The 25,274-nt window shown below is 70.7% G+C and carries 19 protein-coding genes; 11 read left to right on the top strand and 8 right to left on the bottom strand.

Translation table 11 applies throughout. From position 1 onward, the window contains the following. Positions 1-10: 10 nt before the first annotated feature. From OG485_RS37710 to ppdK, 3 genes are all read right to left on the bottom strand, one after another. Complete coding sequence (locus OG485_RS37710; protein WP_328673107.1) at positions 11-1,078, bottom strand: zinc-dependent alcohol dehydrogenase family protein; 1,068 nt, start codon at positions 1,076-1,078, stop codon at positions 11-13. 206 nt (positions 1,079-1,284) lie between these two features. Further along, complete coding sequence (locus tag OG485_RS37705; RefSeq protein ID WP_328673106.1) at positions 1,285-2,169, bottom strand: universal stress protein; 885 nt, start codon at positions 2,167-2,169, stop codon at positions 1,285-1,287. Positions 2,170-2,447: 278 nt separating this feature from the next. Continuing rightward, positions 2,448-5,078 carry a pyruvate, phosphate dikinase gene (gene ppdK / locus OG485_RS37700; protein WP_328673105.1) on the bottom strand — a complete coding sequence of 877 codons (2,631 nt, stop codon included), beginning with the start codon at positions 5,076-5,078 and terminating at the stop codon, positions 2,448-2,450. A gap of 312 nt (positions 5,079-5,390) precedes the next feature. Between ppdK and OG485_RS37695 the strand changes: the two genes are divergently transcribed. From OG485_RS37695 to OG485_RS37675, 5 genes are all read left to right on the top strand, one after another. Further along, positions 5,391-5,858 (top strand): cyclic nucleotide-binding domain-containing protein, encoded by a 468-nt coding sequence (locus tag OG485_RS37695; RefSeq protein WP_328673104.1) that lies wholly within the window; start codon positions 5,391-5,393, stop codon positions 5,856-5,858. A 32-nt stretch (positions 5,859-5,890) separates the two neighbouring features. Then, positions 5,891-6,553, top strand: a complete 663-nt coding sequence (locus tag OG485_RS37690) for a CBS domain-containing protein (protein WP_328673103.1) — start codon at positions 5,891-5,893, stop codon at positions 6,551-6,553. Between the two features lie 433 nt (positions 6,554-6,986). Further along, positions 6,987-8,810 (top strand): glycoside hydrolase family 15 protein, encoded by a 1,824-nt coding sequence (locus OG485_RS37685; RefSeq protein WP_328673102.1) that lies wholly within the window; start codon positions 6,987-6,989, stop codon positions 8,808-8,810. Next, on the top strand, positions 8,803-9,789 hold the full coding sequence (locus tag OG485_RS37680; RefSeq protein WP_443048843.1) for a cyclase family protein: 987 nt from the start codon (positions 8,803-8,805) through the stop codon (positions 9,787-9,789). The genes OG485_RS37685 and OG485_RS37680 overlap by 8 nt, the downstream gene beginning before the upstream one ends. Before the next feature lie 95 nt (positions 9,790-9,884). Beyond that, positions 9,885-11,465 (top strand): GMC family oxidoreductase, encoded by a 1,581-nt coding sequence (locus tag OG485_RS37675; protein ID WP_328673101.1) that lies wholly within the window; start codon positions 9,885-9,887, stop codon positions 11,463-11,465. Between the two features lie 23 nt (positions 11,466-11,488). Here the strand turns inward: OG485_RS37675 and OG485_RS37670 are convergent, their stop codons facing one another. After that, entirely contained in the window at positions 11,489-12,805 is a 1,317-nt protein-coding gene (locus OG485_RS37670) for a DUF2254 domain-containing protein (RefSeq protein ID WP_328673100.1), read from the bottom strand. Beyond that, on the bottom strand, positions 12,802-14,559 hold the full coding sequence (locus OG485_RS37665; protein WP_328673099.1) for a cation:proton antiporter: 1,758 nt from the start codon (positions 14,557-14,559) through the stop codon (positions 12,802-12,804). Before OG485_RS37665 ends, OG485_RS37670 begins: the two co-directional genes overlap by 4 nt. Before the next feature lie 460 nt (positions 14,560-15,019). On the opposite strand from OG485_RS37665, the gene OG485_RS37660 reads away from it, so the two are divergent. The 3 genes from OG485_RS37660 (at position 15,020) to OG485_RS37650 (ending at position 18,595) form a co-directional block, all read left to right on the top strand. Beyond that, positions 15,020-16,501 (top strand): cytochrome ubiquinol oxidase subunit I, encoded by a 1,482-nt coding sequence (locus OG485_RS37660; protein WP_328673098.1) that lies wholly within the window; start codon positions 15,020-15,022, stop codon positions 16,499-16,501. 26 nt (positions 16,502-16,527) lie between these two features. Next, positions 16,528-17,568, top strand: a complete 1,041-nt coding sequence (gene cydB, locus OG485_RS37655; protein ID WP_328673097.1) for a cytochrome d ubiquinol oxidase subunit II — start codon at positions 16,528-16,530, stop codon at positions 17,566-17,568. Positions 17,569-17,800: 232 nt separating this feature from the next. Further along, positions 17,801-18,595, top strand: coding sequence for an SDR family oxidoreductase (locus OG485_RS37650; protein WP_328674801.1), 795 nt, complete (start codon positions 17,801-17,803; stop codon positions 18,593-18,595). Positions 18,596-18,677: 82 nt separating this feature from the next. Here OG485_RS37650 and OG485_RS37645 read toward each other — a convergent pair whose 3' ends face one another. Then, positions 18,678-18,914: a hypothetical protein gene (locus OG485_RS37645; protein ID WP_328673096.1), complete on the bottom strand. Its 237-nt coding sequence runs from the start codon at positions 18,912-18,914 to the stop codon at positions 18,678-18,680. A gap of 253 nt (positions 18,915-19,167) precedes the next feature. Between OG485_RS37645 and OG485_RS37640 the strand changes: the two genes are divergently transcribed. Beyond that, a complete protein-coding gene (locus tag OG485_RS37640; RefSeq protein WP_328673095.1) occupies positions 19,168-20,187 on the top strand; it encodes a PHP domain-containing protein in 1,020 nt (339 codons plus the stop codon). Positions 20,188-20,489: 302 nt separating this feature from the next. After that, complete coding sequence (locus OG485_RS37635; protein WP_328673094.1) at positions 20,490-21,449, top strand: SDR family NAD(P)-dependent oxidoreductase; 960 nt, start codon at positions 20,490-20,492, stop codon at positions 21,447-21,449. Positions 21,450-21,478: 29 nt separating this feature from the next. Here the strand turns inward: OG485_RS37635 and OG485_RS37630 are convergent, their stop codons facing one another. Together OG485_RS37630 and OG485_RS37625 are read right to left on the bottom strand one after the other, a co-directional pair. Further along, entirely contained in the window at positions 21,479-22,312 is an 834-nt protein-coding gene (locus tag OG485_RS37630) for an alpha/beta fold hydrolase (protein WP_328673093.1), read from the bottom strand. 153 nt (positions 22,313-22,465) lie between these two features. After that, positions 22,466-23,788, bottom strand: coding sequence for an ROK family transcriptional regulator (locus OG485_RS37625; RefSeq protein ID WP_328673092.1), 1,323 nt, complete (start codon positions 23,786-23,788; stop codon positions 22,466-22,468). A 169-nt stretch (positions 23,789-23,957) separates the two neighbouring features. Between OG485_RS37625 and OG485_RS37620 the strand changes: the two genes are divergently transcribed. Continuing rightward, positions 23,958-25,271 (top strand): ABC transporter substrate-binding protein, encoded by a 1,314-nt coding sequence (locus OG485_RS37620; protein WP_328673091.1) that lies wholly within the window; start codon positions 23,958-23,960, stop codon positions 25,269-25,271. Positions 25,272-25,274: the final 3 nt, after the last annotated feature.

The raw sequence follows: 25,274 nt of genomic DNA, 5'->3' as shown, positions 1-25,274 counted from the left end.
CTTCCTTCCGTCAGGGCGTCCTGACCGTCAGTGCGTCGTGCTGCGGTTCGCCGAGGACCACCTTGAGGGCGCCCGTGTCGGCGGCCCGTGCGAAGACGTCGTACGCCTCCTCCATGCGGTCCAGCGGGAACGTGTGGGTGACGAGGGACCCGGCCGGAAGCCGGCCCGCGGCCATCATGCGCAGCAGGGTGGGGGTGGAGTGGGTGTCGACCAGGCCGGTGGTGATCGTCAGGTTCTTGATCCACAGGCTTTCGAGGTGCAGGGTCGCGGGCCTGCCGTGCACGCCGACGTTGGCGACGTGTCCGCCGGGCCGCACCATGCGCGTGCACATCTCGAAGCTCTCCGGGACACCGACCGCTTCGATGACGACGTCGGCTCCGAGCCCGTCGGTGAGATCGGAGACGAGCTGCTCGGCCTCCTCGCCCGTCGCGACGGCGTCGGCGCCGAGGCGCTTGGCCGCGTCGAGCCGGGCCGGAGCGAGATCGACGGCGATGATCTTCTCGGGCGAGTAGAGGCGCGCCGTCGCGATCGCGGCGAGCCCGATGGGGCCCGCTCCCACGACGGCGACGGTGTCTCCGGGGCGTACCCGCCCGTTGAGCACGCCGACCTCGTAGGCGGTGGGGAAGATGTCGGCCAGCAGGACCGCGTCCTTGCTGTCCACGGCCCCGGGCAGGAGATGTGTGGACAGGTCCGCGTGCGGGACGCGGACGTACTCGGCCTGTGTCCCGTTGATCCGGTGGCCGAGGATCCAGCCGCCGCCGGCGCGGCACTGGCCGTAGGTGCCCTCCCGGCAGAAGCGGCAGCGGCCGCACGCCGTGATGCAGGAGACCAGGACACGGTCGCCCGGCCGGACCGTGCGCACGTCGCCGCCGACTTCGACGATCTCACCGACGGCCTCGTGACCGAGGACGGTGCCAGGGGTCACCTCCGGCACATCGCCCTTGAGGATGTGCAGGTCGGTGCCGCAGATGGTGACGGTGTCGACCCGGACGACGGCGTCGGTGGCCTCTTCGATACCGGGATCCGCCACGCTCTCCCACGCGGAGCTTCCCGGGCCGTGGAACACGAGTGCCTTCATGCCGATCCCCTTCAAGTCGAGACTTGACGTGGTAGCTCCAGCCTGACCGGGGCGGATGCTTCCCGCATGGGCCGGTCGGTCCCCACCGCGGGACCGGAAGGCCCCCGCCACCGCGCAAAGGCGCCGCGGTTCCCGACCGGGCCGCCTCCCGGCGCGAGGGACGGTCGAATACCCCGGGCCTCTCATGGCACTTCCCCGACCCAGTGCTATTCGTGCGGGACGACCGCGACCGGTGCGGTGGAGTGGTGCAGCACCGCCTGGGTCACCGGTCCGATGTGAGTGCCGACCGGAGTCTGCCGGTGGCGGCGACCGACCACGACCAGTTCCGCGTCCCGTGAAGCGTCCACGAGGTGGGGACCCGCACCGCCCACCACGGCCTGCTCGTGGACCTGGACGCAGGGGAACTTCTCACGCCAGGGATGCAGTACGTCGGTCAGGCGCCGCTGTGCCTCGGCGAGCAAGTCCGCTTCGGCCACCGCGTCGGTGGCTCCGCTGTAGCCGTAGTAGGGCGGCAGACTCCAGCCATGGACGACGCGCAGGTCCGCCGTCCTGCGAGCCGCCGCCTCGAAGGCGAATTCGATCACGGAGGTGTCCGAGTGCTCCAGGTCGAGGCCGAGGACCACGTGCCGGCTTTCGCGCACGTCCTCGGAACCTTCTGCCGCGCGTACGAGGACGATCGGCGTGCGGCTCCTGGCCACCACGGCCTGCCCGACGGAACCCGTCAGGAAACCGGCGACTCCGCTCAGCCCCCTGGACCCGAGGACCAGCAGTTCGGCGTCCTCGGCCGCGGCCAGGAGCACGGTGACAGGCTGCTCGGCGACGCGCTCGGCGCTGACCGACAGGCCCGGATGAACGGCAGCCAGCTGGGCCGCGGTCTCGTGCGGCAGACGTTCGGCCCACTCGCGCTGCGGATCGTCCTGCGGCGCCGGAACGGCGACGCCGGCCAGCGGGGCGTAGATGTAGGGGTGCCACTGCCAGGCGTGCACGACACGCAGGTGGGCATCCGTGCGCAGGGCTTCACGAGCTGCCCAGTCGGCCGCTGCGAGACTCTCGGGCGAACCGTCCAGACCGACGACTATGGTGCGGGACATGTGATGGCCTCCTTGATGGATACGTGATCAGTCTCGTGTTCGCCCGGCTGCGCAAGGAGGGGCCGCTGGTCCTCGAAAGGGACCAACTGGCCTACATGAAGGGGGACTTCACGGCCCCGGTCGGACGGTGTCCGCCGACCGGCGGCCGGCGGATCGGTCGGCCCCGTCGGCACAGCGCTCGTTCCCGCACGCGGAAGCGCCTCGGGGCGCCCCCGCACCTGCGCGGGGGCGCCCCGAGGCCGGCCTGCCGCACGGTCGCGGTCAGGGTGAGGGTCACCCTAGGTCGAAGCCGACGCGCCGTCCCTTCCGTCGGCGAGCGAGGCCCGGCCGGCTTCGAGACGGGCGGCCGGGACGCGGAACGGCGAACAGGAGACGTAGTCGAGGCCGATGTCGTGGAAGAAGTGGATGGAGTCGGGGTCGCCGCCGTGTTCGCCGCAGACGCCGATCTTCAGGCCGGGGTGGGCGGCGCGGCCCTCCTCGACGGCGATGCGCACCAGACGTCCGACGCCGTCCCGGTCGAGGGTCTCGAACGGCGAGACGGCGAAGACGCCCTGCGCCAGATAGGCCGGGAAGAAGGACGCCTCGACGTCGTCGCGGGACAGGCCCCAGGCCGTCTGGGTCAGGTCGTTGGTGCCGAACGAGAAGAAGTCGGCGGCCTCCGCGATCCGGCCGGCTGTCAGTGCGGCCCGGGGCAGCTCGATCATCGTGCCGATGGGGCACTCGACGGTGAGCCCGGACTCCCGTGAGACGTCGGCGAGGACGCGCTCCGCCGCGGCGCGGACGATCCGCAGTTCCTCGACCGTGCCGACCAGCGGGACCATGATCTCCGCGCGGGGGTCTCCCCCGGCGCGGATCCGTTCCACCACGGCTTCGGCGATCGCCCGTACCTGCATCTCGACCAGGCCGGGGACGACGAGCCCGAGGCGGACGCCACGCAGTCCGAGCATGGGGTTGGACTCGTGCATGCGCTCGACCGCGGCGAGCAGCCGGCGGTCGTGCCCGGTGGGCCGGGTGGCGACACGGACGGCCAGCTCGGTGCGGTCGGGCAGGAACTCGTGCAGCGGGGGGTCGATGAGCCGGATCGTCACCGGGAGCCCGTCCATCGCGGCGAGGATCCCGGTGAAGTCGGCCCGCTGAAGAGGCAGTAGGGCCTCCAGTGCGGCGCGCCGTCCGGTCTCGTCCCCGGCGAGGATCATCGCCTCGACGAGACTCCGGCGCTCACCGAGGAACATGTGCTCGGTGCGGCACAGCCCGATGCCCTGGGCGCCGTAGCGGCGGGCGCGGGCCGCGTCCTCGGGGGTGTCCGCGTTGGCGCGCACCTCCAGGTGCCGTACGGAGTCGGCGTGCCGGAGGGTCCGGGCGACCGCGTCGGTCAGCGCGCCGTCGCCCTCTCCGGTGTCGAGGAAGTGCCCGACCGGGGAGTCGGCCAGCGGCAGGGCGCCGAGGTGGACGGTGCCCGCCGTGCCGTCCACGGAGATCACGGTGCCCTCGGTGAGCACGGTCCCGTCGGGTGCGGTGAGGGTGCGGGAGGCGACGTCCACCGTCAGTTCCTCGGCACCGCACACACAGACCTTGCCCATCCCTCGGGCGACGACGGCCGCGTGGCTGGTCTTGCCGCCCCGGCTGGTCAGCACGGCCTCGGCCGCGACCATCCCGGGCAGGTCGTCGGGCGTCGTCTCGCGCCGTACGAGGACGACGTGCTCCCCCGCGTCCGCGCGCCGCACGGCCTCCGCCGAGTCGAAGACGATGGCGCCGACCGCGGCGCCGGGCGAGGCGGGGACGCCCTGGGCCAACGGCGTGGCCTCGGCATGCGCCTCGAACCGGGGGAACATCAGCCGTGCCAGCTGCGCCCCGCCGACCCGGGCCAGCGCTTCGTCCTCGTCGATCAGCTTCTCGTCGACGAGCGCCTCCGCGATCCGGAAGGCGGCCTCGGCGGTGCGCTTGCCGACCCTGGTCTGGAGCATCCAGAGCCTGCCGCGCTCGACGGTGAACTCGATGTCGCACAGGTCCCGGTAGTGATGCTCCAAGGTCTCCATGTGCTGGAGGAGTCGGCGGTGGGAGGCCGGGTCGAGGCGCTCCAGTTCGGCGAGCGGGACGGCGTTGCGGATGCCGGCGACGACGTCCTCGCCCTGGGCGTCGGGAAGGTAGTCGCCGTAGACGCCCCGGGCGCCGGTGGCCGGGTCGCGGGTGAAGGCGACGCCCGTGCCGGAGTCCGGGCCGAGATTGCCGAGGACCATCACCTGAATATTGACGGCGGTTCCGAGGTCGTCGGGGATGTGTTCACGGCGGCGGTAGAGGCGGGCGCGCTCACCGTTCCAGGAGTCGAAGACGGCACGGATCGCCCGCTGGAGCTGTTCGGCCGGGTCCTGCGGGAACTCCTCGCCGGTCGCGTCGCGGATGACCTGCTTGAAGTGCTCGACGAGCGCCGCGGGGTCGCCTCCGCCGGCGTGCCGGTCGAAGCGTTCCGGTGCGATGCCGAGGACCGTGCGGCCGTACATCTGGAGGAGCCTGCGGTAGGAGTCCCAGGCGACATGCTCGCTGCCGGTGACCTTGGCGAGGCCGAGGACGGACTCGTCCCCGAGACCGATGTCGAGGATGGTCTCCATCATCCCGGGCATCGAGAACTTGCTGCCCGAACGGACCGACAGCAGCAGCGGGTTGTCCCGTCCGCCGAGCTCGCGACCGGTGCTCCGCTCCAACTCGGCCAGCGCGTGCACGACTTGTGCGCCCAGCTCGCCCGGTTCATCTCCGGTGGCCAGGTACTCACGGCACGCGGTGGTCGTGACGGTGAAGCCGGGCGGTACGGGAAGTCCCAGCCGGGTCATCTCCGCGAGGTTGGCTCCCTTGCCGCCGAGCAGGTCCGCCATGTCCCGGCCCCCGTCGGCGAATTCGTACACGTAGCGGGTCATGTCCTTCACCCTCCGGGTGTGTTCAGACGTGCTGACGACGGCGACGGAACCACCGTGCTCCGGCGTCGTGCGCTCGGCGGAGAGCCCACGGGCCTCGCGGTGGTCGCCGTCGCCTGCGGAATCCCTTCTCCCGTCGAGCCTGGTACGGGTCGAGGGCCGAGCGCAGGGGCCGGGCAGTACCCTCCGCCGGGGCCGATTGGCCCCGGCCGATGCCGTGCGGCCCGCCGCGGGGGCCGGGTGGCCCATGGCGGCGGGCGCGACACGGGCGGAGATTGGGGGTGGGAGGGTCACGTGCCAGGAAGAGGCAGGATCATGAACACTTCCACCACCACATCCACCATGCTGCGGGCGCTGCCCACCGAGCACCGGGAACGGCTGATGCGGGTGGCCCGCGAAGTGTCCTTCCCGGCAGGCACCTGCCTGTTCACGGAAGGCCGGCTCGCGGACCGGTTCTGGATCATCCGGACCGGGACGGTGGCCCTCGACCTGCGAGTGCCGGGCCGCCGAGCGGCCGTCATCGAAATCCTCGGACACGACGAACTCGTCGGCTGGTCCTGGCTGTTCCACCCGCACACCTGGCATCTGGGCGCCAAGGCGACCAGCCCGGTGCGCGCCTACGAGTTCGACGCGGGGACCGTCAGGGCGCTGTGCCGGGCCGATCCCGGATTCGGCGTCGCCATAACCCGGTGGACCGGCGAGATCGTCGCCCACCGCCTCCACTCTACCCGGACCCGACTGCTCGACCTCTACGCCCCCTACGGCAGCGGCGACGTCCGCTGACCGGCGTTTCCGGAACCGATCAAGGAGTCACCGTGCACGGCAGTCCGCACATCGTGAGCGACGTGATGACCCACACCGTCGCCGCCATCGGCCGCGGGGCCGGTTTCAAGGAGGTCGTGCAACTGATGGAGCAGTGGCAGGTCAGTGCCCTGCCCGTCGTCGAGGGCGAGAGCCGGGTGATCGGAGTCGTCTCCGAAGCCGATCTGCTGCCCAAGGAGGAGTTCCGCGACGGCGACCCCGACCGCGAGACGCAACTGCGGCGGCTGGACGATCTCGCCAAGGCCGGCGGTCTGACCGCGGAGGAGCTGATGACGTCTCCGGCGATCACCGTGCGCGCGAACGCGCCCCTGGCGCAGGCGGCCCGCATCATGGCGCACGCCAAGGTCAAGCGGCTGCCCGTCGTCGACGAGACCGGCGGCCTCGAGGGCGTCGTCAGCCGCGGCGACCTCCTCAAGGTGTTCCTGCGCGGTGACGAGGACATCGCCGAGGAGGTGCGCAGGGAGATCGTGTCCTACCTCTTCCACGGGTCGCCCCCAGCGGTCCGCGTCGAGGTGCGCGACGGTGTCGTCACCCTCACCGGACGGGTCCGCGACACAGCGCTGGTGCCGGTGGCCGCCTGTCTGGTGCGAGCTGTCGAGGGAGTGGTGGACGTCGGCTTCGACCTCACAGGCCCGGAGCGCACCCGGGAGCGGTGAAACGGCCACGAGTGCCGTGCCGTGTCGATCCCTCAGGCCGTGTCGATCCCCCAGGGGGGTCGGCGCGGCCATCGTGCGAGAGCATCCCGCTCAAGGCCGGCCGACCTCCAGCCGACCTCCAAGGGATCGACGCTCAGCCTTCGTGCTGCCTTCGTGTCGTTTCCCCCATGGGCTGACCGGGTGCACCCCATGGGCCGCCCGGCCCCTGCCAGGGACCGGGCGGGCTGACGCCCGGTAGCCCGTACGGCCCGACTGGGAGTGCCGCCTCACCGTGGAGCGGCGGAAATGGAGGCAGGCGGCACGGAGCATCCGGGCTCGTGGGCACTGCGGGCCGTCGTCCATGGCCTGATTCGGCCGTCCGTGACGCCGAGAGGCGCCCGTGCACGGCCTGTCGGACAGTGGACCGCGCCGGAACCTCCTTGATTGGACGCTCATGGACCGCTATCCCCCCATCGCCAACCACGGTCTGGTGGGCGACCTGCAGACCGCCGCCCTGGTGTCCTCCGAGGGCGTGGTGAACTGGTTCTGCTCGCCGAGGTTCGACTCGCCGAGCGTCTTCGCCTCGCTGCTCGATCACGACCGCGGCGGGTATTTCCGGCTTGCGCCGGAGCACTCGGACGTCACGTGCAAACAGCTCTACTACCCGGACACCGGGGTGCTGGTCACGCGGTTCATGTCGCCGGAGGGCGTCGGCGAGGTCATCGACTGGATGCCCGCGAACACCAGCCGGACCCCCACCGACCGGCACAGCCTGACGCGGGTGATTCGCGTGGTGCGCGGCACCGTGCGGTTCCTGCTGGAGTGCAGACCGCGGTTCGACTACGGCCGGGCCGACCACGAGCTGGATCTACGGGCCCAGGACGCGGTGTTCCGGGGGCCCGGGATCGCGGGACACCTGCAGACGTCCTTTCCGCTGGCACGGGACGGGCACGACGTGAAGGCCGCGGTCACGCTCGGCATCGGGGAGTCGGCCGCCGCCGTGTTCACGACGTGCGCCGCCGACGGCGAGGCGCCGCCTCCGCTCACGGTCGACGGCGTGACGGAGTCGCTGTGGCGTGAGGTGGACTTCTGGCAGCGGTGGCTGCACACCTCCCACTACCGGGGGCGCTGGGCCGAGATGGTGAACCGCTCCGCCATCACGCTCAAACTTCTGACCTACCACCCGACGGGCGCGCCGGTCGCCGCCGCCACCATGGGTCTGCCGGAGCAGGTCGGCGGTGAGCGCAACTGGGACTACCGGTACTCGTGGGTGAGGGACGGGTCCCTCTCCGTGCGCGCCCTGCTCGACCTCGGCTTCGCCGAGGAGGCGTCGGCGTTCACCAAGTGGCTGGGCGAGCGGATGCGCGACCGGGCGGACCTGCCCGGCGAGCGGCTGCAGATCATGTACCGGGTGGACGGGGACCCGCACCTGACCGAGGAGATCCTCGACCACTGGGAGGGTTACCGCGGCTCGTACCCGGTACGCGCCGGGAACGCCGCCGCCGACCAGTTGCAGCTCGACATCTACGGCGAGGCCATCTACGGGATGGCCGAGGGCATGGACGTCAGCGAGGAGCTGGGTTTCCACGGCTGGAAGGGGCTTGCCCGGACGCTGGACTGGTTGTCCGACAACTGGGACCGTCCGGACGAGGGTGTCTGGGAGACGCGCGGGGGCCGCAACGATTTCACGTTCAGCCGGGTGATGTGCTGGGTCGCCTTCGACCGGGGCCTGCGCCTTGCGACGGAACTCAGCCGGCCCGCCGACATCCCGCGCTGGCGCAACGCCCGTGACAGCATCCTCGAACAGGTGATGGACAAGGGCTGGAGCCAGTCCGAGCAGGCCCTGGTGCAGCACTATGGCGGAGACGTCCTGGATGCTTCCCTCCTGTTGATCCCGCGCGTCGGTTTTCTCTCCGCGAAGAGCCCCGGCTGGCTCTCCACCCTGGACGCCATGGAGCGCAAGCTCGTCTCGGACAGTCTCGTGTACCGGTACGACCCGGCCGCCTCCCCGGACGGTCTCCGTGGCTCGGAGGGGACCTTCAGTCTCTGCACCTACCTCTACGTCGACGCCCTGGCCCGGGCCGGGCGGATCCGTCCGGCGCGTTACACCTTCGAGAAGATGCATACCTACGCCAACCACGTCGGCCTGTTCGCCGAGGAGATCGGCCCGAGCGGCGAGCAACTCGGCAACTTCCCGCAGGCGTTCACTCACCTCTCGCTCATCATGGCGGCGACGACCCTGGACGAGGCCATCGACCGGAAGCGGCAACGTGACTGAGACCGGGCACGGGCAGCCCGATCCGGGCGCGCCGTACCCCGATGGCCGCCCGCAGAGCCGCGCCGCCTTCGACGCCCTGTACGCGCGACTGCGGCAGCAGGCGAACACCTCCGGACCGCCGGCCTCCGCCGGCGGCCGCGGGGCGCTGTCCACCATCACACCGGCGCGAGTTCTCGCCGCGGCGGCCGAGGTCCTCTCCGGCCTGACGGTCTCCTTGTCGTCTCCGATCGAGACCGGCGCGGCTCCCGACAATCCGCACCCGGCCGGCCACCGGCTCACCAGCGGCCCCGAGGCCGAAAACGCGGACAGAGAGCTGCACTTCGCCACCGACCACTTCGCCATGAACGTTCACGGCGACGCGGACAGCCACCTCGACGCCCTGTGTCACGTCGTCTTCGACGGCACGCTGTACGGCGGCGTCCCGGCGAGCACCGTGACGCCGGAGGGCGCCACGGCCCTGTCCGTCGAACTGGTTCGCAACGGAATCGTCGGCCGTGGCGTCCTGCTCGACATCCCGCGGCTGCGGGGCGTTCCGTGGCTGGAGCCCGGCGACCACGTCACCGCCGACGACCTCGGAGCCGCCGAGGCCGCCCAGGGCGTGCGGGTCGGGGCCGGGGACATTCTCCTCGTGCGGGTCGGCCATCGCCGCAGGCGTGAGGAGGCAGGGCCGTGGGACGCCTCGCGCAGCCGGGCCGGCCTGCACCCGGCCGCCATGGAGTTCCTGGCCGAGCGCCGGGTCGCCGTACTGGGCAGCGACGGGAACAACGACACGGCTCCCAGTCTCACCGAGGGCGTGGACTTCCCCGTGCACGTCCTGGGCATCCACGCCCTCGGGCTGCACTTCATGGACTACCTGCGGTTCGAGGACCTGGTGCCGCTCTGCGAGGAGGCGGACCGCTGGTCGTTCCTCTGCGTCGTCGCACCCCTGCGGCTCCCCGCGGCCACCGGCTCACCCGTCAACCCGATCGCCGTCCTCTGACCCACGAACGACCACGAACGACCCGCGAACGACCCACGATCCGGCTGGTCCCGGCCTGCCCGCACCCATCCCCCCCATGATCCGAGGCACCCCCCATGACAGGAACCGAGCACTACGACGTCATCGTCATCGGCACCGGAGCGGGCGGCGGTACTCTCGCCCACCGTCTCGCTCCCTCCGGCAAGCGTGTCCTGATCCTCGAACGCGGCGGATACCTGCCGCGCGAGCGGGACAACTGGGAGTCCACCGCGGTCTTCGTCAAGGGCAAATACCGCGCACCGGAATTCTGGTACGACAAGCACGGCGAGAAGTTCCCGCCCGAGGTGAACTACTACGTGGGCGGCAACACCAAGTTCTACGGCGCCGCGCTGTTCCGTCTGCGCCCCGAGGATTTCGGCGAGTTGCGTCACCATGGCGGCGTCTCCCCGGCCTGGCCGATCCGTTACGAGGATCTGGAGCCCTACTACACCCAGGCCGAACACCTGTACCTGGTGCACGGCCGGCACGGCGAGGACCCGGGTGAGGGGCCGGTCAGTGCCCAGTACGCGTATCCGCCGGTGCAGCACGAGCCACGGATCCAGCAGCTCAGCGACGACCTGGAGAAGCAGGGTCTGCACCCCTTCCACCTGCCGATCGGCGTCAACCTCACCCAGGACGCCGGCGGGGGCGCGGCCCACGGAAGCGTGTGCATCCGCTGCAACCGGGTCGACGGATTCCCGTGCCTGGTGCAGGGCAAGGCCGACGCCCAGGTCATCTGTGTCGACCCGGCCCTGGAACACGACAACGTCACGATGGTCACCGGGGCTAACGTTCGCAGGCTGGAGACCGGGCCGACCGGCCGCAGCGTCGACAAGGTGATCGCCGAACTCGCCGACGGGACGGTCGCACAGTACTCCGCCGACATCGTGGTGGTGGCCTGTGGCGCCGTCAACTCCGCTGCCCTGCTGCTGCGTTCGGCGAACGACGGTCATCCGGACGGCCTCGCCAACAGCTCCGGCGTAGTGGGCCGCCACTACATGCGGCACAACAACCTCGCGCTGATGGCGGTGTCGAAGGAGCCCAACGACACCCAGTTCCAGAAGACCCTCGCCCTGAACGACTGGTATCTGGGCGCGGACGACTGGGACTACCCGCTGGGCGGAATCCAGATGCTCGGCAAGTCGGACTCCGACCAGATCCGGGGCGAGGCACCGCGGTGGGCGGGCATGGCCTCGCCGGATCTTCCCTTCGAGGTGCTGGCCCATCACGCGGTGGACTTCTGGCTCTGCGGTGAGGATCTTCCTCACCCCGACAACCGGGTCACGCTCGACGCCGACGGTGACATTCACCTCGCCCTGGACGAGAAGAACAACACCGAAGGGCTGTCGCGCCTTCAGCACAAACTCCAGAAGATGCTCGGCCACCTGGGCATGCACCCCCACCACCTGTTGCCGCACAGCCTCTACCTGCACAAGGGCATGCCGATCGGCGCCACCGCCCACCAGGCGGGCACCGTGCGTTTCGGCACGGACCCGCGGTCTTCGGCCCTCGACGTCGACTGCAAGGCCCACGATCTCGACAACCTCTACGTCGTCGACACCAGCTTCTTCCCGAGCATCGGCGCGGTGAACCCGTCGCTGACCGCCATCGCCAACGCCCTTCGGGTCGGCGACCACATCGCGGAACGTCTGAGCTGAGCGAGGAACGCCCTGCGGCCGTCCTACGGGCCGGGCTCGCCGGGCGGTGAGACATCGGGGGGCGCGTCCTGGCGGCGCCGCCCCCCGATGCCCTGGGGGTCGGCCGTCCGTGCGTCGGCCCGGCGGGGGGCGTCGGCGAACTCCCTCTCGACCGCGTCGTCGAGGAGGCCGAGTTCGGCGCGGAGAGCGGGTCCGCAATCGTCCGGCAGCGCCGCGAGGAGACCTTCGAGGAGGGCCCGGAGCCGTCGGCAGACCTGGACGGAGGTCGCGCCGTACTCGCGGATCTCGGTGACGGCGAGCTCCAGGTAGTTCTCCCAGGGCCGGCCGGGCACCACGACGCGTGGCCGGCCGCGCTCGCCGGCGAGCACGTAGTGACCGCGGGTTCCCGCACGTCCGACGGCGTGCAGGAACGCCTCGATGTGGTTCAGCACCTGGATGGCCGTGGTGGGGTCGTTGACCGCGGGCGAGAGGGCGCGGATGGCGATGTCGACCAGGATGCGCAGGGCGAAGGCCGGGTCCTGCTCGATGGTCCGCTCCGCACCGAGGGCGAGGAGACCGGTCACCAGGCGCGGGTCGGGCGCGGGCGCACCGCCGTGGATCTCGACGACGGTGCCACTGGGCGGGACGAAGTCGCCGACCGACGCGGCCAGCACGAACACGCAGTCGTGCCGCGCCGCGAGCGAGACCATGCCAGGTGCGTCGAACGCCTGGATGACACCGCCGCGTTCCGACCGGATGCGGGCCACCGGGCCGGCCGCCGGTGGGACCCCGTCGGACACCCCGGTGCTCCGTACATGTGCCGCCATGCGGTCGAGGACCTGTTCGCCCAGGCGTCCCACGATGTCGGCGATGGCCACCGGCCGCAGGTTGTGGGTGAAGCGGTTGAGGTAGATCAGCAGGAGCAGGAGGCTCACGGACACGGCGATACCGGCCAGGGTCACACCGAGATTGGGCACGGAGTTGGTCTCGATGCTCCGCAGCAGTGTGTAGGCGAACGAGAAGGTGCCGGTGAAGGTGGCCAGCACGGCCTTCTGCAACCGGTCGCGGTACCAGAGCCGCATGTAGCGCGGTGAGAGGGTGCCGGTGGCCTGCTGGATGACGAGGACCCCGATGGTGACGACGAACCCGAGCAGCGCGATCATCGCGCCGACGACGGAGCTGAGGACACTGCTCGCCGTCGACGCGGAGTAGTCCCAGGTCTTCGGCAGCCAGGACGCCCCGTCCACGGTGGCCGCGGCCTCGGCGAGGGCGACGCCGAGCACGAGCCCGAAGAGGGGGACGATCCACAGACTCGCCTTGGCGTACTGCCGCAGCCGGAAGCGGGTGGCCCAGGAGGTCATACGGAGCCCATCAGTACGGCGGTGTCGCCCGGTTGAGGTGTGATCGCCTGCGTGCCGGTGACCGGGACCAGCTGGCCGTCGGCCCGGACCACGAACAGGATGTCGCGGTCCGAGGGGATCGGCTGGGATCCGGGCTGGACGTGGAAGCGGGCGCCCTGCTCGTAGCGGGCCGCCAGGCGGTGCCGGACGAGCGGGTGGCCGAAGAGGATGTCGCCGCCGGTGTACGGGGCGACCACGCCGTGGCTGTCCCTCGGTGGCCCCACCCGGTAGACGGGCCCTCGCACGTTGTCCTTGATGACGACGGAGGCGAGGGCGTTGAAATCGTCGTCGTCGGTGAGCAGGAACACCGCCGTCACGCCTTCCAGGCGGGCTCGGGGATTGGTCGCGGTCGCCAGCATCTCCCCGTGCGCGAGCTCGATTCCGGCCGCGGCGATCCGCCGGCGTTCCTCCTCCAGCCCGGCCCACATCAGTACGTGGAGTCCGGCCGCCTCCAGAGCCTTCCCCAGGCCGATGACCCATGGGGCTCCGCCCACCAGGAGCGGCCGTGTCCTCGCGGACCGGACGACACCCAGCCTCCGGGCCACGGGCGCGGCGGTCAGGGCGTAGAGCAGGACCGTCCCCACGATCACGAGGAAGGTGATCGGAAGGATCTTGGACGCGCCGGGCAGCCCCTTCGCCACGAGGGTGGCGGAGAAGGCGGACGCGGTCGATGCCGCGACGATGCCGCGGGGCGCCATCCACCCGATGAACCCCCATTCGCCCCGGGTCAGGTCGGAACCCCAGGCGGAGGCGTACGCGATGAGCGGCCGGACCAGGAGGACGAGTACGGCGATCAGGACCAGCGAGGGGACGAGCACGGGCACCACGGAGTCGGGGGTGACCGCGGAGGAGATGGAGATGAACAGCAGGCCGATGATCATCTGGACGAGTGTTTCGAGGAAGGGCCGGCGGGCCGGCATGTCCATCCCCCGCAGGTTGGTGATGGCGAGTCCGGTGAAGATGGCGGCGATGAGGCCGGTGTCGTCGCGGGCGATGTCGCAGCCCGCGGAGACGAGGATCACCGTCGCCAACTGGGCGAGAGTGCCGAGCGTTTCACCGAGCCGCAGCTTGTTCAGGGTCAGCCAGAGGATGCCGGTGCCCACCGCACCGCCCACGAGACCGACTCCCACGCTGATGAGGAACTGTCCGATCTGGTAGCCCCGGCCGAGGTCGACCCGGTGGGAGGTCGCGACGGCGTGGAAGACGACCGCTCCGAGGATGGCGCCGATCGGGTCGGTCAGCGTTCCTTCCCAGATCAGGATGCGCCTCAGCCTGTCCGTCGGCCGGACGTACTCGAGCAGCGGGCCGACGACGGTGGGGCCGGACACGACGAGGATCATGCCGATCATCGCGGCACCCCGCAGCGGGATGCCGAACAGGGCCGGCCCGATGCCCCCGACGGCGAAGAAGGTGACCAGGATGCCGATGACCAGCAGCCGGACGACGATCGAGCGGGTACGGCCGGTGAGGTTGCGCAGGTTCAGCCCGAGGCCCGCGTCGTAGAGGATCACGGCGACGGACAGCGAGACCAGCGCGGGGAAGTCCGGGCCGATGAGGCGCCCGGGGTGGATGACGTCGGTCAGGGCGCCCGCCGTGAAGCCGACGGGCAGGAGGATGATCAGCGCGGGGACGCGCAGCTTGTTCGCCAGGATCTGCGAGCCCGTGGCGAGGGCGACGGTCAGGGCGATGCCCAGGAGGATGTCCTCGTCGGTCATGGCGGTCGTCCTCCTTCCACCGCTCGGGGCCGCGGGATTTCAAGCGCGTCCACAACCCCCTGCGCCCCGCCTGCAGGGGATCTTGAAATCCGATGGCGCCCGACTCGACGCCGACGAGGGTTGCCTTCAGAGCAGGCGCCGAGCACGCCCGTACCCGGACCGACCGTGAGGACGAGGCAGTCACGTCGAGGTCCAATCCACTACACCTGCGTACGGCACGCACCGCCACGAAGCCGTCCGGGTGACCCGGGACGTCCGCGCCGTTGCCGGGCAGGCACGTCGACGGCCAGGACGACGGCGCCGCCCACCACGACGGTGACCACGGGACGACGGCGCGAATCACCCGAACGAATGGCCACGGTCTTTCACGAGCACGGTTTGCCGACTGCCAGGGAACCAGTGTGTTTGTCTGGGCGGCCGCATCAGCTGCGTCGCAGTGCGATCCGATGGATGAGGACAGATGAGCCAGCTGGACTTGGCGCGGCTGCAGTTCGCGATGACATCGATCTACCACTTCCTGTTCGTCCCGGTGACCATCGGACTGAGCCTGCTGACTGCTCTTCTCCAGACCGCCTGGTACCGAGGAGGGCAGGTCACGTACCTGCGGCTGACACGGTTCTTCGGGACCCTGCTGGTGATCAACGTCGCCGTCGGCGTGGTGACCGGTCTGGTCCAGGAGTTCCAGTTCGGTATGGACTGGTCGGGCTACTCCCGCACGGTCGGTGACGTGTTCGGAGCGCCCCTGGCGATGGAAGGCCTCGCCGCGTTCTTCCTGGAGTCGACGTTCCTCGGCCTGTGGATCTTCGGCTGGGACAAACTGTCCGAGCGCGTCCACCTGGCGACCATCTGGGCGGTGGCGGCCGGCAGCGCGCTGTCGGCGCTGTTCATCATGGCCGCGAACTCGTGGATGCAGCACCCGGTCGGCTACAAGGTCGACCCGTCCACCGGACGCCCGCAGCTCGACGACGTCTGGGCCCTGTTCACCAACCCCGTCTTCCTGCGCGGCTACCTGCACGTTCTGCTGGCCGCGCTGGTCACCGGCTCGATGGTCATGCTCTCCATGTCTGCCTGGCATCTGCGCAAGGTCCTCCGCGACGACAAGGGCGACGACAAGGGCGGCGCCGAGGACAAGGGCACCCAGGTCCGGGCCGAGGTCCAGGACGGGGGCGCCCCGGACGCCGCGAAGGAGGCGGCCTCGGGGTTCCGGCTGTCAGCGCGCCTGTCGCTGTTCATCCTCGTGCCGGCCCTGATGTTCAACATGCTCGTCGGCAGCGAACTCGGCGTGACCGAGGGCAAGTACCAGCCGATGAAGATCGCGGCGGCCGAGGCGCAGTGGGAGACCTGCCAGCCCTGCTCCTTCTCCCTCTTCCAGATCGGTGGGGGCAACGACGACCAGAACCCCACGAAGATCCTGGAGATCCCGCACCTGCTCTCCCTGCTGGCCACCAACCACTGGAACGGCAAGGTCCTCGGCCTCAACGAGGTCAACAGCCAGTACCAGCAGGCCTACGGTCCGGGCGACTACGTACCCAACGTCTTCATCCAGTACTGGGCGATGCGCGTCATGGCCTACCTCGCCTCGCTCGCCCTCCTCCTCGGAGTGTGGGGTCTGTGGCTGCTGCGGCGCGAACGGCTCACCCGCTCACACTGGTTCCTGACCGCGGCGGTGTGGGCCGTGGTGCTGCCGTTCCTCATCAACACCTCAGGCTGGCTCCTCACCGAGAACGGACGCCAGCCCTGGATCGTGCAAGGCATCCAGTTGACGAAGAACGGGGTCTCCTCCTCCGTCAGCACGACCGAGGTCGCCATCAGCATCGTGGCCTTCTTCCTCCTCTACGCCGCGATGGCCGTGATCGCCGCCGTGCTGATGACACGCCACACGCGCAAGGGCACCGGCCCCCTGCACCAGGACGACCAGCCCGCATCCGAGATGACCTACTGAGGTCCCGAGCCGCCGGAAGGCCCGCGATGGCATTCACCACCCTCTGGTTCATCCTCGTCACCGTGCTGTGGACGGGCTTCTTCGTTCTGGAGGGCTTCGACCTCGGGGTCGGCATGCTCCACGGACTGCTCTCCCGCGACGAATCGCGCCGCCAGGCCGTGCTGCACACCATCGGACCGGTATGGGACGGCAACGAGGTCTGGCTGGTCACCGCCGGCGCCGCGATGTTCGCCGCCTTCCCGGGCTGGTACGCCACCCTGTTCTCCGGTTTCTACCTCGCGCTGGTGCTCCTTCTGGCCGGACTCATCGTCCGCGGCATCGCCATCGAGTACCGCGGCCGCGTCGACAGCGCGCGATGGCGACGGAACTGGACGGTCCTGCTGACCGCGAGCAGCGTGGCCGTGCCCCTGGTGCTCGGCATCGCCCTCGGTGGCCTGCTGCACGGCGTGCCCATCGGCCACGACCAGGAGTACACGGGCACCTTCGCCGACCTGTTCACCGGCTACGGCGTCTTCACCGGGATCACGCTCACCGTGCTCTGCCTCCTGCACGGCGCGACCTTCCTCTCGCTGAAGACCAGCGGGGACATCCGCGAGAGGGCCCGCCGACTGGCCCGGCTCACCGTCCTGCCCGCCGGCCTGGTGGTCCTCGCCTACGTCTTCTGGACGCGCTCCCTCGCGAGCGGCGGCGTCCTCCTCAACCTCGCCGAACTCGCCACCGTCGTGGCCGTCGCCGCCGCGGCCTGGCTGATCAGCGGCGGCCACGACGGCTGGGCGTTCTGTGCCACCGCTTTCGCGATCGCCGGAACCGTGGCGTCGCTCTTCACCGAGCTCTACCCCAGGGTCATGGTCTCCAGCACGGGCAGCGCCTACGACCTGACCGTCCACAACACCGCGTCCGGCCCCTACGCGCTCAAGGTCATGACCGTGGTCGCCCTCGTCCTGCTCCCCGTCGTCCTCTGCTACCAGGGCTGGACCTACCACGTCTTCCGGCAGCGGATCTCCTCCGACCGGTTCCCCGCCGCCGGAGGGCCTGCCGCGGCGCCGACGGCCCTGCCTGAAGGATGACGGCGACCCCGGGCGCCCACGGGAGCCCAGGAGGCGGGGTCAGGCCCGGCCGAGCCCGCGCTGGGCCGTTGGAGGGGCATCTCCGCCCGAATGGACGGGTGGGGCGACCCGTCCGCCCGCGTACGCACCGAGGGCCGAGGAATGTTGTGCCCCGGTGCCGAAGTTCGGCGGGCGACGGGAGACGGCAGTGACCTCAGGCGTGGACATCCAAGGGCAGCTCGCGGCGCTGCCGTTGCTGCGGGGCCAGAAAGCCCTGGTGACCGGGGCGAACTCCGGTATCGGACTGGCGACGGCGGTCGCGCTCGGCCGGGCGGGCGCCGACGTCGTCGTCAACTACGTCGCCGGGCAGGAGGCCGCGGAGGACGTGGTCCGGCAGATCCAGGGTTTCGGCGTGCGGGCCTTCGCCCACGAGGCGGACGTGTCCAACGAGGGTCAGGTCGTCGGCATGTTCGCGCGCATGCTGGAGGAGTTCGGCACGATCGACGTTCTGGTGGCCAACGCCGGCCTGCAACGGGACGCGTCCGTGACGGAGATGACCCTCGCGCAGTGGCACAAGGTCATCGACGTGAACCTCACCGGCCAGTTCCTGTGTGCCAGGGAGGCGACCAAGGAGTTCCTGCGGCGCGGAGTCGTGCCGGAGGTCTCCCGCTCCGCCGGGAAGATCGTCTGCATGAGTTCCGTGCACCAGATCATCCCGTGGTCCGGTCACCTGAACTACGCCGCGTCCAAGGGCGGTGTCCTCATGCTCATGCAGACGCTGGCCCAGGAACTCGGCCCGCACGGAATCCGGGTCAACGCCGTCGCGCCCGGCGCCATCAAGACCCCGATCAACCGCAGCGCCTGGGAGACCCCCGAGGCCGAGGCGGATCTGCTGAAACTGATCCCCTACCGCAGGGTCGGTGACCCCGAGGACATCGCCGACGCGGTGACGGTCCTGACCTCCGACCTCATGGACTACGTGGTCGGCACAACCCTGTTCGTCGACGGCGGGATGACCCTCTTCCCCGGCTTCGCCACCGGCGGCTGACCGCACCGTACGAGACCGTGTGACCTCGCGCCGGGCCGGAGCCCGGCGCGGCACCGCGACGGGGTTCCGGGCCCGAACCGCGTCAGCCGGGATGCCAGGTGAGTTTGTCGCCGCCCACCCAGCGGACCACCTCGGGGTCGTCCAGATCATGGACCGTGATGCCGTACGCGGCCGCGTACTCCAGGACGTCCGTGATCGCCTTCGCCTCGCCCACCATCTCGCCGTCGATCTCCATGATCCGGAACGGCGGCGTGCCCGGCTGCACCCCGAGCACCATGATCCGCGGGTGGGAGATGTGGGGGCTCGCGCTTTCGGTCATGACTAGAGCGTAAAGCGATTCCCGCTGTTCCCGCTGGTCAGCGGTGGAGCACCAGGAGCGTCCGGACCGTGCCGCCCGGCAGGGGCGCGGCAGCGGACATCGGCGCGTTCGCCCGGTCGGGTGACGTGCCCGCCCGCACGTCCGGAAACCCGGCACCACCCTCGCACCGGCGGTCCGCCGTGCGGTCCGCCGACGGCTGGGCAACGCTGGGGAGAGCGTGCGGCGGCCGTCGCGACCGCAGGGAGGAATGCCGATGGACCCCGTCGAGGCCCTGGACCGGATCGCGTTCCTGCTGGAGCGGAGTCTGGCGCCCACCTATCGCGTACGGGCCTTCCGTACCGCGCAAGGCCTGCTCGCCGGGCTGCCGGCCGACGAGGTCCGCGAGCGCGCGGCGACCGGGACACTGGAATCGCTCAAGGGCATCGGCCCGAAGACCGCGCAGGTGGTACGGGAGGCGCTGGCCGGCGAGGTGCCGGGCTACCTGGAGAAGGTGGAGCGGGAGGCCGCCGGGCCGCTGACCGAGGGCGGTGAGGGTCTGCGGGAACTGCTGCGCGGGGACTGCCATCTGCACTCCGACTGGTCCGACGGCGGCAGCCCGATCGAGGAGATGGGGCGCACCGCGGCACGGCTCGGCCACGCGTGGGCGGTGCTCACGGACCACTCGCCCCGGCTGACCGTGGCGAACGGCCTGTCGCCGGAGCGGCTGCGCGAGCAACTGGCGGTCGTCGCCGCCCTCAACGACCGCTGGGCGCCCTTCCGGCTGCTCACCGGCATCGAGTGCGACATCCTCGACGACGGATCGCTCGACCAGGAGCCGGAGTTGCTGGAGCTGCTGGACGTGGTGGTCGTGTCCGTGCACTCCAAGCTGCGGATGGAAGCGGGGCCGATGACCCGCCGTATGGTCGCCGCCGTGCGCAATCCGCACGCGGACATCCTCGGCCACTGCACGGGCCGGCTGATCGCGGGCCGCGGCCGCCCCGAGTCCGCGTTCGACGCGGAAGCCGTCTTCGCGGCCTGCGCGGAGACCGGCACGGCCGTCGAGATCAACAGCCGTCCGGAACGCCTCGATCCGCCGCGCCGGCTGCTGCGCCAGGCGGTCCAGGCGGGTGCCCTGTTCTCCCTGGACACCGACGCGCACGCTCCCGGACAGCTGGACTGGCAGATCTACGGGTGCGCGCGGGCCGAGGAGTGCGGGGTGCCGCCGGAGCGGGTCGTCACCACATGGACGCTGGATGACCTCCTCACCTGGGCCCGGACCCGTGAGACACCGTGACACACGTCACCGCTGACGGCCCCGTTCCGGGGAACACCCACAGGTAGTTACCCGTTGAACGAACCGTGGGTGCGGACGGGACAGTGTCCCCGGGCCTCACCTCTGCCCGCAGGGACGATCGTCCGGCTGAAGCCCTGCGGAGCATTTCGCCGCGAGGCGACCGCCGTCCGTGCCCCCCACAGACGACCCCGACCGAGATTCCCCCGTCCGGTCGGGGTCTTTCCATCGCCGAGGCCGGACGTTCGCCGCAACGGCCGTGTCCGCTTGACTTCGAGTCCGCTCGAATTCGTAGCGTGCGAGGCATGAGCACTGCACAGCACAAGATCGGTTCGGGATTCGGTGCCCGGAGCACCGCGGACGACGTCCTGCGGGGCATCGACCTCTCCGGCAGGCTCGCGGTCGTCACGGGCGGCTACTCGGGCCTCGGCCTGGAGACGACCCGGGCGCTGGCCGGGGCGGGCGCCCACGTCGTGGTCCCGGCACGGCGCCCGGCGACCGCGCGCGAGGCGCTGGCGGACATCGACGGCGCCGAGACGGACGAACTGGATCTCGGCGACCTGGAGAGCGTGCGCGCCTTCGCCGAGCGGTTCCTCGCCTCGGGCCGCGTCATCGACATCGTCATCGACAGCGCCGGCATCATGGCCTGCCCGGAGACGCGGGTCGGCCCCGGCTGGGAGGCGCAGTTCGCGACCAATCACCTCGGTCACTTCGCGCTGGTCAACCGGTTGTGGCCGGCGATCGCGCCGGGCGGCGCGCGGGTCGTCTCCGTGTCCTCCGCGGGCCACCACTACTCCGGTATCCGCTGGGACGACGTGCACTGGCGGAGCGGCTACGACAAGTGGGAGGCCTACGGGCAGGCGAAGACGGCGAACGTCCTGTTCGCCGTGGAACTCGACCGAAGGGGACGGGACTTCGGCGTACGGGCCTTCTCGCTGCACCCCGGCGGCATCCTCACCCCGCTCCAACGGCACCTGCCCAGGCAGGAGATGGTGGAGCGCGGCTGGATCGACGAGAACGGCACGCCGTTGAACCCCGAGGGCTTCAAGACGCCCCAGCAGGGAGCGGCCACCCAGGTGTGGGCCGCGACCTCACCGCAGCTGGCCGGCATGGGCGGGGTGTACTGCGAGGACTGCGACATCGCCGAACCCGCTCCGGCGGACGGCACCCGGACCGGTGTGAGCGCCTACGCGACGGACCCCGAACAGGCCACCCGGCTGTGGGAGTTGTCGGCCGAGCTGACCGGGGTGAACGCCTTCGGATGAGCCACGCGGCGTCAGCCGCATCCGCCGCATCAGGAGCCTGACATGAACTCCCGCAGATCTTCCGTGAGTTGCTCGCGGTGCGTGGCGAACAGGCCGTGACCGGCGTTCTCGTAGACCTTGAACGTGCTGTCGGGCAGCAGTTCCGCGGCCCGGCGGCCGGTCAGGTCCAGCGGCGCCGACGCGTCGTGCGTCCCGTGCACGACGAGGGCGGGCAGGTCGAGCTTCGCGAGCTCGGGCGCGACGTCCAGGGTGACGACGAGGTCGCCGAGGGCGGCCCCGGCCCGCGCGGTCGCGCCGTGGCAGCGGTCGATCATGGATCGCACGTAGGCTTCGGAGAGGTCGTTGCCGGGGAGGCCGAGGGCGAAGAACGCGTGGGCGCCGTCCTCGAAGAACGCGGCCCGGTCGTGGCGGAACGCCTTGTTTCCCGCCTCTACGAGTGCCGGGTCGACCCCCTCGGGATGGTTCACGGACCGCACGGGGCCCGGTGCCATACCGGCGACGAGCGCCACTCCCGCCACCCGCTCGGCCCCGTGCCGGGTCAGAGCACGGACGATCTCGGCGGTCCCGACGGAGTGCCCGACCAGGGTGACCTCCCGCAGATCGAGGTGCCGGAGCAGCCCGTCGACGTCGTCGGCGAGACTGTCGAGGTCGAATCCTCCCCAGACGTCCTCGGACCGGCCGTGCCCACGCCGGTCGAACCCGACGCACCGGTAGCCGGCGTCCGCGAGCGGCAGCGTCTGGTACTCCCACATCTCCGCACCGAAGTAGGAGCTGTTGACGAAGACGGCCACCTGGCCGGTGGCGGGACCGTAGTCGACGAAGTGCAGCCGGGCACTGTCGACGGGGCTCGCGAAGTACGGCATGGGTCCTCCCGGGATCCGGTGGTACGAGGGCCTGGCAGACGGGAATTGCCAGACAGGCCCTCGGGCGGTCGCTGTGCCCTTCATGGTTCCGGGAGGCGGCGACGGGGTCGATTACCCCGGAGGTCATGCGAACGCGGTCGCCTGCGGAGGGGATCAGTGCGGTGCGCGTTCCTCCAGGGCCGTGCGCCAGGCGGGGGACGGCCCGGCCGGCGCGGGTTCCGCGCGCCGGCCGCCGCGGGCGAAGAAGTCCGCCAGCGGGAGAATCGCGGCGCCGACCGTGACGGCGTCGGGGCCGAGGCGCCCGAGGTCCACGGTGACGTGCTGGGCGGGATAGCGCAGGGCGTACGACGAGGCGTACCGGCGGACGGCGGGCAGGAAGCGGGAGCCGAGCTGGAGGCCGGCCCAGCCGCCGATGAGGATGCGTTCGGGCTGGAAGAGGTTGATCAGGTCGGAGAGGCCGGCGCCCAGGTACTCGGCGGTCTCCTCCAGGACGGCGAGTGCGATGCGGTCGGGCTCGGTGCCCTCGGGCGGGTAGGCGGCGGCGAGCATCGCGGTGAGCGCGGTCTCCTCGTCCGTGCCCTCCGGGGGCCGCCCGCCCTCCTCGCGCCAGCGGTCCAGCAGCGCTTCGGCGCCCGCGTACGCCTCCAGGCAGCCGAGGGCGCCGCAGCGGCAGCGGCGGCCCCTGACCCGGACGGTCAGATGCCCCCACTCGACGGACCGGCCGTTCTCGACGTCCTCGGTGACGAGAGAGGCGCCCACGCCGGAGCCGAAGAGCACGACCACCGCGTTGCGGGCGCCGCGTCCGGCGCCGAACCACATCTCGGCCTGGCCCAGGGTCCGGGCGCCGTTGTCCGCGAAGTACGGGACGGTGTCGGGGAGTTCGCAGGCCGAGCGGAGCAGGGACTCCAGCGGGACGGCGTCCCAGCCGATGGTCTGGCCGTGCACGACCGCGCCGCGCTCGGGCGTGCGGGCGACGATGCCGGGCACCCCTATGCCGACGCCGAGGAGCTGTTCGGGGGCGATGTCCGCCTCGGCCAGGACCTCGGCGATGCCGTCGCGGATGTGGCCGACGATGACGTCGACGTCGTACTCCTGGCCCCTGAGCGGCCGGTCGGCCTCGTAGCCCTGGCGTTGCAACGGACGTTCGGTTCGGGCGAGTTCGGTCAGGGTCAGGTCGAACAGCTCGATACGGACGCGGGTTTCGCCGACGTCGACGCCGATCATGTGGCCGCTGCCGGGCACCACGCGCAGCAGGGTGCGGGGCCGGCCGCCGTCGGAGTCGACGCTTCCGGCCTCCTCGACGAGGCCGTCGGTGACGAGTTCGGCGACCACGTTGCTGATGGATCCGGAACTCAGCCCGGTCGCCGGGCCGAGCTCGTAGCGGCTCATCGGCCCGTCGAAATACAACCGTTGTAGTACGGCGGTGCGATTGCCCCGTCGCAGGTCACGCACTGTCCGTCCGTTCCGCCCCGCCATGTGAAGTCCCTTCCGGCCTGCCCGAACTGCAAGATACCCCTGCGCGATCCCTTGACGCGACTTTCTTCCGGGTCTTAACTCACGTCCTAAATTAAGCCATGAGGATCGTTCGGGAAGTGAACCCGGGCGTCCCTCGTGCGCTCCCTCCGGGAAAGGGACGAAAGCAGCCATGCGCAGAATCCGAGCCGCGGCCGCCGGTGCGGTCACCATCACCCTGCTGACCGCCGCGACCGCCTGTGGCGGCGGCTCGTCGAGCGGCGGGTCCAACGCCTCGCCCAAGACACTCACGTACTGGGCATCCAACCAGGGTGCCAGCATCGAGATCGACAAGAAGACGCTCGCCCCCGAACTGGCGAAGTTCGAGAAGCAGACCGGCATCAAGGTGAAGCTGGAGGTCGTGCCCTGGTCCGACCTGCTGAACCGGATCCTCACCGCCACCACCTCGGGCCAGGGCCCGGACGTCCTGAACATAGGCAACACCTGGAGCGCCTCGCTCCAGGCCACCGGCGCGCTGCTGCCCTGGGACGCGAAGAACTTCGCCAAGATCGGCGGCAAGGACCGCTTCGTCGACTCCGCGCTCGGCTCGACGGGCGCCGAGGGCAAGGACCCCGCCGCGGTGCCGCTGTACTCGATGGCGTACGCGCTCTACTACAACAAGCAGATGTTCGCCGACGCCGGGATCGCGAACCCGCCGGCCACCTGGGACGAGCTGGTCGCCGACGGCAAGAAGCTCTCCAAGGGCGGCAAGTGGGGTCTCGGCGCGGAGGGCTCCAACGCGTCGGAGAACATCCACCACGCCTTCGTCTTCGCCAAGCAGCACGGCGCCGACTTCTTCACCGCCGACGGCAAGGCCGACTTCACCAACGACGGGGTCGTCGCCGCGGTCAAGCAGTACGTCGACCTGATGGCGAAGGACAAGATCATCGCCCCGGGCAACGCCGAGTACGCGCAGAACCAGTCGGTGAGCGACTTCGCCAAGGGCAAGAACGCGATGCTGCTGTGGCAGTCCGCGGCCGCCAACCTCAAGTCGCAGGGCATGAGCGAGGACGCGTACGGTATCGCCCCCGTCCCCGTGCAGTCCGGCACCCCGGGCACGGGCACGAACGTCAACTCGATGGTCGCGGGCATCAACCTCGCCGTGTTCAAGAACACCAAGAACCTCGACGGCTCCGCGAAGTTCGTGAAGTTCCTGACCAGCGACGCCGAGCAGAAGATCCTCAACGGCGCCTACAGCTCCATCCCGCCGGTCAAGACCGCCCAGACGGACACCGCGTTCAACTCCCCCTCGAACGCGGTTCTCAAGGACACCCTGGCCAAGAGTGCCGCCGCGCTTCCGCAGGTCGCCGACGAGTCCCAGTTCGAGACCGCGGTCGGTACGGCCGTCAAGGGCCTGTTCGCGGACGCCGCCGCCGGTCGCGCGGTGACCACCGCGTCGGTGAAGGCGGCGCTCGAGAAGGCCCAGCAGCAGATGCCGAAGAAGTGAGTG

Source organism: Streptomyces sp. NBC_00328, assembly GCF_036139655.1.
Lineage (GTDB): Bacteria > Actinomycetota > Actinomycetes > Streptomycetales > Streptomycetaceae > Streptomyces.
This window is presented reverse-complemented; position numbering and strand designations above follow the sequence as displayed.

Coding starts and splice junctions, on each gene's coding strand:
- OG485_RS37710 (WP_328673107.1), bottom strand. CDS start 1,078: ATGAAGGCACTCGTGTTCCACGGCCCGGGAAGCTCCGCGTGGGAGAGC.
- OG485_RS37705 (WP_328673106.1), bottom strand. CDS start 2,169: ATGTCCCGCACCATAGTCGTCGGTCTGGACGGTTCGCCCGAGAGTCTC.
- ppdK (WP_328673105.1), bottom strand. CDS start 5,078: ATGACCCGCTACGTGTACGAATTCGCCGACGGGGGCCGGGACATGGCG.
- OG485_RS37695 (WP_328673104.1), top strand. CDS start 5,391: ATGAACACTTCCACCACCACATCCACCATGCTGCGGGCGCTGCCCACC.
- OG485_RS37685 (WP_328673102.1), top strand. CDS start 6,987: ATGGACCGCTATCCCCCCATCGCCAACCACGGTCTGGTGGGCGACCTG.
- OG485_RS37675 (WP_328673101.1), top strand. CDS start 9,885: ATGACAGGAACCGAGCACTACGACGTCATCGTCATCGGCACCGGAGCG.
- OG485_RS37670 (WP_328673100.1), bottom strand. CDS start 12,805: ATGACCTCCTGGGCCACCCGCTTCCGGCTGCGGCAGTACGCCAAGGCG.
- OG485_RS37665 (WP_328673099.1), bottom strand. CDS start 14,559: ATGACCGACGAGGACATCCTCCTGGGCATCGCCCTGACCGTCGCCCTC.
- OG485_RS37660 (WP_328673098.1), top strand. CDS start 15,020: ATGAGCCAGCTGGACTTGGCGCGGCTGCAGTTCGCGATGACATCGATC.
- cydB (WP_328673097.1), top strand. CDS start 16,528: ATGGCATTCACCACCCTCTGGTTCATCCTCGTCACCGTGCTGTGGACG.
- OG485_RS37645 (WP_328673096.1), bottom strand. CDS start 18,914: ATGACCGAAAGCGCGAGCCCCCACATCTCCCACCCGCGGATCATGGTG.
- OG485_RS37640 (WP_328673095.1), top strand. CDS start 19,168: ATGGACCCCGTCGAGGCCCTGGACCGGATCGCGTTCCTGCTGGAGCGG.
- OG485_RS37635 (WP_328673094.1), top strand. CDS start 20,490: ATGAGCACTGCACAGCACAAGATCGGTTCGGGATTCGGTGCCCGGAGC.
- OG485_RS37630 (WP_328673093.1), bottom strand. CDS start 22,312: ATGCCGTACTTCGCGAGCCCCGTCGACAGTGCCCGGCTGCACTTCGTC.
- OG485_RS37625 (WP_328673092.1), bottom strand. CDS start 23,788: ATGGCGGGGCGGAACGGACGGACAGTGCGTGACCTGCGACGGGGCAAT.
- OG485_RS37620 (WP_328673091.1), top strand. CDS start 23,958: ATGCGCAGAATCCGAGCCGCGGCCGCCGGTGCGGTCACCATCACCCTG.